Source organism: Kitasatospora sp. NPDC007106, assembly GCF_040634455.1.
Lineage (GTDB): Bacteria > Actinomycetota > Actinomycetes > Streptomycetales > Streptomycetaceae > Kitasatospora > Kitasatospora arboriphila.
The window spans coordinates 1-6595 of record NZ_JBEYFP010000325.1; the positions used below are offsets into that span (position 1 = coordinate 1).

Genomic DNA, 6595 nt, shown 5'->3' on the forward strand with positions numbered 1-6595 from the left:
GCAGCGCGCTGCCGCCCGCGCGCGGTGCGACGGCCGGCTGGTTCGCCGTCTCGGCGGCCCTCGGTGCGGCCAGCCACGTCGGCTGGGACGGCTTCACCCACCCGGGCCGCTTCGGTGTCCGGCTGTTCCCGGTGCTGGACCGCACCGCGGTCGCGGGCCGGCCGCTCCACGCGGTGCTGCAGTACGGGACGTCCGCCGTGGCGCTGGCCGTCCTCGCATGGTGGCTGCTGCGCGAGTCCCGGCGCCGGAGCGCACCCGTCGCGGCGAGCGGTCCGCTCCCTGGGCCGGTGCCCGCGCTGGGCCCCCGGGCCCGGTGGGCGGTGTACGGGTGGATCGTGCTGGCGGCCGCGGCGGGCACGGCACTGCGGATCGCGCGGTGGTCCGGCGGACCGGGCCCGGAGCCCGCGTACGAGCTCGTCCCCACCGTCGCGTTCGGCTCGCTCGCGGGGGCCGGCCTGGCGCTGCTCGGCTACGGCGCCCTCCGGCGGCTGACGGCGGGAAAGGCACTGGCGCGGTGCTTCGGCCGGGCGGCATGATCGCGCCATGACCTGGACCGCACCCGACACCAAGCGCACCGGCGGCTCCCTCGTGGCCGGCGAGCGCGAGATGCTGACCGGCTACCTCGCCTGGCAGCGCGACACCTTCCTGTTCAAGTGCCAGGGCCTGACGGGCGAACAGCTCGCACTGCGCCCGCTGCCGGAGTCGAACCTCTCGCTGCTGGGCCTGATCCGCCACCTGGCGAAGGTCGAGCGGACGTGGTTCCGCGAGCGCTTCGCCGGACTGCCGGTGCCGCGGCTGTACTCCGAGAGCCCGAACAAGGACGCCGACTTCGACGAGCTGGACCCGGCGCGGGCCGAGGAGGACTACGCCCGGCTGCTGGAGGAGCGCCGGCTCGCCGACGAGGTCCTGGCCGGCGCCTCGCTGGACGACACCTTCGTGCTGGACGGCGAGGAGTACTCGCTGCGCCTGGTCCTCTTCCACCTGGTGTCCGAGTACGCCCGCCACAACGGCCACGCCGACCTGCTGCGCGAGCACACCGACGGCGTCACCGGCGGCTGACCGGGCCGGCGGCGGCCGGGACAGCGGCCGGCCGGGGCGGTCAGTCGCGGCGGACCCGGAAGCGCAGGTGGCACACCCGGTCGCCCTGGACGATCTCCGGGTCCTCCAGCACCAGCGGTGAGCCGTGGTAGCCGCCGAAGTAGTGCACGCCGGCGCCGAACACCACCGGGACGAGGTCGACCAGGACCTCGTCCACCAGGCCCGCCGCGAAGGCCTGGCCGCCGACGTCGCCGGGGGTGACGGCGACGTCCCCGTCCCCGGCGTACTGCTTGGCGAGGGCGACCGCCTCGGCCGGGCCGCCGGTGACGAAGGTGAACGGTGCGTCGGGGAAGTCCCACTCGTCCGGCGGGCGGTGGGTGACCACGAAGACGGCCTCGCCGACCGGCGGCCTGCCGTCCCAGCCGTTGGTGATGTCGAACAGACGGCGGCCGATCACCGTGGCGCGGACGGTGGACCAGGCGGAGCGCAGGTACTCCGCGCTGGCGGCCGAGACCCGGAACACCCGGTCCGGGTCGGCGCCGGTGACCTCCACGTCCCCGTTGGAGTACCAGTCGAACAGTGCCCCGACCTGGTCGGAGTGGTCCGCGATGAATCCGTCCAGGGACATCGAGGCTTGTGTGATCACCCGTGCCATGTGCGCCTCCCGCCGCCCACCGTAGGGGCGGGCGGCCGGGGCGGGCGCGGGACACACCGCGGCGGCCGGCCGCTCACCCGGAGCGGTCAGGCCGCCGCAGGACCGGGGGCGTGCGCCGGAGGGGCCGTCAGCCGACCGCGGTGTACCAGTGCTCGCGGACGGCGTCGGTGGGCCGGGGCTCGCCGAGGTCGGGGCCGCCCCAGACGGCGAGCGCCTCCAGGACGGGGCGCAGCTCCTGGCCCCGGGCGGTGAGTTCGTACACCGAGGCGTTGGCGGGGCGTTCCAGCCGGCGGCGTTCGACCAGTCCTTCGCCCTCCAGCTGCTTGAGCCGGGCGGCGAGGATGTCGGTGGAGACGCCGGGCAGGTCGGCGTGCAGGTCGGTGTAGCGGCGGGGCCCGCCGAGGAGTTCACGGACGATCAGGAGGCTCCAGCGCTCCCCCACCGCGTCCAGGGCGCGGGCGACGGCGCAGTACTGGTCGTAGCTTCGGCGTGGCATGGGGATCAGCATAGCCAAAAGGTTGGACTTTCCAAGTGGTTACTTGGTAGAACAAAGCAACCAGAGGTGAGGTCGGGAGGCCGCAGTGGAGTTTCGGCAGTCCAGCAAGCTCAAGGACGTGTGCTACGAGATCCGTGGCCCGGTGGTCGACCAGGCGAACGCCCTGGAGGAGGCCGGGCACAGCGTCCTGCGGCTGAACACCGGCAACCCCGCGCCGTTCGGCTTCGAGGCGCCGCCGGAGATCCTCCAGGACATCATCCGCAACCTGCCGAACGCCCACGGCTACAGCGACTCGCGCGGCATCCTGCCGGCCCGCCGCGCGGTGGTGCAGTACTACCAGCAGCGCGGCGTCACCGGCATGACGGTCGACGACGTCTACCTGGGCAACGGCGCCTCCGAGCTGATCCAGATGGCCGTGCAGGCGCTGGTGGACGACGGCGACGAGGTGCTCGTCCCGATGCCGGACTACCCGCTGTGGACGGCGGTGGTGCGGTTCGCCGGCGGCCGGGCGGTGCACTACCTCTGCGACGAGCAGGCCGACTGGTTCCCCGACCTCGACGACATCGCCTCGAAGATCACCGACCGCACCCGGGCGATCGTCGTCATCAACCCCAACAACCCGACCGGCGCCGTCTACTCCAGGGAACTGCTGGAGGGCATCCTCGACCTCGCCCGCCGGCACGGCCTGATGGTGCTGGCCGACGAGATCTACGACAAGATCCTCTACGACGGCACCGAGCACCACTGCCTGGCCGCGCTCGCCGACGACGTCCTCACCCTCACCTTCAACGGCCTGTCCAAGGCGTACCGGGTGGCCGGCTTCCGCAGCGGCTGGCTGGCGGTGTCCGGCCCCAAGCAGCGGGCCGCGGACTACCTGGAGGGCCTGACCATGCTGGCCGGCATGCGGCTGTGCCCGAACGTGCCGGCGCAGTACGCGGTGCAGGCGGCGCTCGGCGGCCACCAGTCGATCAACGACCTCACCCTGCCGAACGGCCGGCTCACCGAGCAGCGCGACGTCGCCCACCGGGCGCTGAACGAGATCCCGGGCGTCAGCTGCGTCAAGCCGAAGGGCGCGCTGTACGCCTTCGCGCGGCTGGACCCCGAGGTGCACAAGATCGTCGACGACGAGCGGTTCGTGCTGGACCTGCTGCTCCGCGAGAAGATCCACGTCGTCCAGGGCACCGGCTTCAACTGGCCGCGCCCGGACCACTTCCGCTTCGTCACCCTGCCGCGCGCCGACGACCTGGAGACGGCGATCAGCCGGATCGGCCGCTTCCTGGCCACCTACCGGCAGTGACCGCGGCCCGATCGCACGGCAGGGTGCATGACACCCGCCGTGCGACCGGGCTAGCATCGGGCTGCAAGAAGACAGACAGGTCTGTCTACCTGATGTCCGGAAGGGACGTCCATGCCCAAGCCGCCCGAGGCCGGAACCCAGGCCCCCGACTTCGCCCTGCCCGGCCTGCTGCTCGCCGGGGACACCGCGCAGCGCCATGAGTACCGGCTCTCCGACGCCAAGGGCGGCGGCCCGCTGGTGCTGGTCTTCTACCCCGGCGACGACACGCCCGTCTGCACCAAGCAGCTCTGCGAGTACACCTCCGACCTGGAGCGCTTCACCGGGCTCGGCGCCACCGTCTGGGGCATCAGCCCGCAGGGCCTCGACAGCCACGAGCAGTTCGCCCACCGGCACCGGATCGCCTTCCCGCTGCTCGCCGACACCGACCGCACGGTCGCGAAGGCGTACGGCATCGCGGTGCCCGGACTCGGCCTGCGCCGCTCGGTGTTCATCCTGGACGGCGACCTCACCGTTCGCTGGAAGCACGTCGCCCTGGCCGGCCTGACCTTCCGCCACAGCGACGAACTGGCGTCGGAACTCGCGAAGTTGGGCTGAGCGACGACACCGGGCCCGCCTCCCCGACCGGAGGCGGGCCCGCCGCGTCCGGCCTCAGTGCGCCGTGCACTCGCCCGCGCGGCGGGCGATCGTGTAGTGGTCGACCTGCGTGCCGTCCTCGGCGAGGGCGGTGACCTTCATGGTGGCGGTGCGGCCCTTGTGCGCCGGGGCGACGTCCACCCGCACGAAGGAGTAGCCGGTGTAGCGCACCCGCGACCACTCCACCGTCTCCGGCACCTTCACCCCGCCCTTGGCGAAGTGGAAGGTGGCCACCGAGTCCACCCGCTTCTCGTGGCCCTCGTAGCTGTCCGGTGCGTCGAAGGAGTACAGGCTGCGGCCGGCCGCGCCCGCCGTCACGTACACCACGCCGTCCTTGGCCGGCTCGACGGTGCCGCCGCTCGGCACCGCCTTCGCCACCTTGTTGCCGAGGATCGCGTCGGTGCGCTCGTACACGTGGTTGTGGCCGTTCACGACCAGGTCGACCCGGTACTTCTCGAAGAGCGGCACCCAGGCCTCGCGGACACCGCCCTCGGAGGCGTGCTGGTGGGTGGTGGAGAAGGCGCAGTGGTGGAAGAAGACCACCACGAAGTCGACGCCCTCGTCGGCCCGCAGCGAGCGCAGCGTCCGCTCCAGCCAGGCGGTCTGCCGGCCCGCGGTCAGGCCGAGGTTGGCCGGGATCTCGTAGGAGACGTCGTTGGCGTCCAGCGAGACCACGCCGACGTTGCCGTAGACGAAGGAGTACACGCCGGGCGCGGTGCGCGGGTCCGGGCCGTTGCCGGGCAGGAAGAACCGGGCGTCCTCGCCGCCGTAGCCGTGGTGCGAGTACCAGGCCTCCATGTCGTGGTTGCCGTACGAGACCATCCACGGGACCTTCGCGGCGACCGTCTCGGTCTGCACCAGGAAGGCGTCCCAGGTGGTGGCCGAGTACACCGACTTGTCGGAGTCCTGGCCGGAGCCGGCCGGGTCGGCGTAGCAGATGTCGCCGGCGTGCAGGTGGAAGGCCGGCTTCTGGGCCAGGATCACGTGGTCGTTCCCGGCGGCGTGCGAGGAGACGCCCTGGTCGCCGAAGGCGGTGAAGGTGAACGGCTCGTACGGGCGGCCGCCGCGGCCGTGCCGGGCCGGCGCGGTGCGGAAGGTGGACAGGGTGGAGATCGCCTGGCCGGACGCCGGGTCGAAGCCCTGGTGGCCGACGCCGTAGTAGTAGGTGGTGTCGGGCTGCAGGTGGTCCAGCGCGACGTGCAGGTAGTACTGGTCGACCGGGGTGCCGGTCGGGGTGAGCGCCGGGGTGTGCAGGGCGCGCACCTCTGCCTCCACCTTGTGCGAGAGGTCCCACGGGTGGCGGCCGAAGCGCAGGAACGGCCGCTTCACCGGTGCCGGGACCTGCCAGGAGATCCGGAACTGGGTGTCCGGCCGCGGGCCGAAGGCGAGGTGGCGGCCCGTCGGCGCGACCAGCGCGCCGTCGATGCCGTCGGTGACGGAGCCGCCGGCCGGCGCCGCCGCGGCGGTGCCGCCGCCCAGCGCGCCGCCGACGGCCAGCAGACCCACCGTCACCGCCGAGGAGCGCAGCATCCTGCGCCGGGACAGCCTGCTGCGCAGGTACTCGTGCTGCTCGGCCGTGCTCATGCGGTCGGCGAGCCCCGCGGGCACGCCCATGTTCGGGATATCCATGCCCGGGAGGCTCCCAGCGGTGGTTGGCCCACGGAGGGACTCCGGGTGAACGGGCGCCGTCGCGCCGGTCTGCCGCCGAGCAAGAATCGGCCATCCGTTCGCAAAGTCCCCGGCCCGGGCGACGGTCCGTCAGAGCTCCACGGTGACGGTGCGCAGCCGGCCCGCCGCCAGCTCCAGCAGCTCGCCGCCCTCCTTGTGCAGCGGGACGATCCGCAGCTCGACCGTGCAGGCCCGCTCGGCCCGCAGCGCCAGGGTGACCTGCTCGGGCGACCAGGCCAGCTCCTCGACGACCGCCCCGAAGCGGGTGCGCGCCCCCGTGAGCCGACCGCTCGGCAGGGCGGCGGGCAGCGCGGGCAGCACGGTCAGCTGGGCCGGGCGGCCGGGGCGGGCCGGGCGGGAGCGCAGCAGCATCTCGGTGAGCACCCCGGGCAGGGCGTGCGCCACGTCCGCGTTGAAGACGTCCCGGTCCGGGTAGTGGCTGCTCATCAGCGAGCGGAAGAAGAAGCCGCGGACGAGCAGGTGGGCCAGCTGGCAGGTGAGCAGCCCGGCGTCGTCCAGCCGGGCGGCGGCCAGCGCCCGGTGCAGGTGGCCGTGGCCGGAGTGGTTCTCGTCGCCGCGCAGCAGCAGCGCGGTGCGGGCGGCCGCGGCGAGTTCCGGGGTGGTGTCCGGGGCGATCTCGCCGAGGGGCCAGACCGGGTAGAGGTGGCTGACGTGCCGGTGGTCGTAGCCGTCCCGGTGGCCGGGCCAGGCCCATTCGGCGAGCGCGCCGTCCTCGTTGACGAGGTAGTCGGGCAGCCGGGCGGCCAGGGCCCGCCAGCCGGCGGTGCGGGCGGCGGGGGCGGCGCGG

General features: G+C 73.4%; 6 protein-coding genes and 2 pseudogenes. 4 read left to right on the top strand and 4 right to left on the bottom strand.

Annotated elements, in window-relative coordinates; genetic code table 11:
- Both ABZ641_RS22235 and ABZ641_RS22240 read left to right on the top strand, forming a co-directional pair.
- Positions 1–536 (top strand): DUF4184 family protein (locus ABZ641_RS22235; RefSeq protein WP_359984215.1); only part of this gene is annotated, 536 nt, incomplete at its 5' end.
- A gap of 7 nt (positions 537–543) precedes the next feature.
- Positions 544–1059, top strand: coding sequence for a DinB family protein (locus ABZ641_RS22240; RefSeq protein ID WP_344623094.1), 516 nt, complete (start codon positions 544–546; stop codon positions 1057–1059).
- A 40-nt stretch (positions 1060–1099) separates the two neighbouring features.
- Here ABZ641_RS22240 and ABZ641_RS22245 read toward each other — a convergent pair whose 3' ends face one another.
- Together ABZ641_RS22245 and ABZ641_RS22250 are read right to left on the bottom strand one after the other, a co-directional pair.
- A complete protein-coding gene (locus tag ABZ641_RS22245) occupies positions 1100–1693 on the bottom strand; it encodes a dihydrofolate reductase family protein (protein ID WP_344623095.1) in 594 nt (197 codons plus the stop codon).
- A gap of 142 nt (positions 1694–1835) precedes the next feature.
- Positions 1836–2189 (bottom strand): annotated as a pseudogene (locus ABZ641_RS22250) (helix-turn-helix domain-containing protein); the annotation flags it as partial.
- A gap of 85 nt (positions 2190–2274) precedes the next feature.
- Here ABZ641_RS22250 and ABZ641_RS22255 point away from each other — a divergent pair.
- Together ABZ641_RS22255 and ABZ641_RS22260 are read left to right on the top strand one after the other, a co-directional pair.
- Entirely contained in the window at positions 2275–3486 is a 1212-nt protein-coding gene (locus ABZ641_RS22255; RefSeq protein WP_344623096.1) for a pyridoxal phosphate-dependent aminotransferase, read from the top strand.
- A 111-nt stretch (positions 3487–3597) separates the two neighbouring features.
- Positions 3598–4080: a peroxiredoxin gene (locus ABZ641_RS22260; RefSeq protein ID WP_344623097.1), complete on the top strand. Its 483-nt coding sequence runs from the start codon at positions 3598–3600 to the stop codon at positions 4078–4080.
- Positions 4081–4134: 54 nt separating this feature from the next.
- Here ABZ641_RS22260 and ABZ641_RS22265 read toward each other — a convergent pair whose 3' ends face one another.
- Both ABZ641_RS22265 and ABZ641_RS22270 read right to left on the bottom strand, forming a co-directional pair.
- Positions 4135–5748, bottom strand: coding sequence for a metallophosphoesterase family protein (locus ABZ641_RS22265; RefSeq protein WP_359984219.1), 1614 nt, complete (start codon positions 5746–5748; stop codon positions 4135–4137).
- 129 nt (positions 5749–5877) lie between these two features.
- Positions 5878–6595: pseudogene (locus ABZ641_RS22270) on the bottom strand (hypothetical protein); the annotation flags it as partial.

Excerpts from the sequence above, each read along its gene's own strand:
- ABZ641_RS22265 (WP_359984219.1), bottom strand. The coding sequence starts at position 5,748 with ATGGATATCCCGAACATGGGCGTGCCCGCGGGGCTCGCCGACCGCATG.
- ABZ641_RS22260 (WP_344623097.1), top strand. The coding sequence starts at position 3,598 with ATGCCCAAGCCGCCCGAGGCCGGAACCCAGGCCCCCGACTTCGCCCTG.
- ABZ641_RS22245 (WP_344623095.1), bottom strand. The coding sequence starts at position 1,693 with ATGGCACGGGTGATCACACAAGCCTCGATGTCCCTGGACGGATTCATC.
- ABZ641_RS22240 (WP_344623094.1), top strand. The coding sequence starts at position 544 with ATGACCTGGACCGCACCCGACACCAAGCGCACCGGCGGCTCCCTCGTG.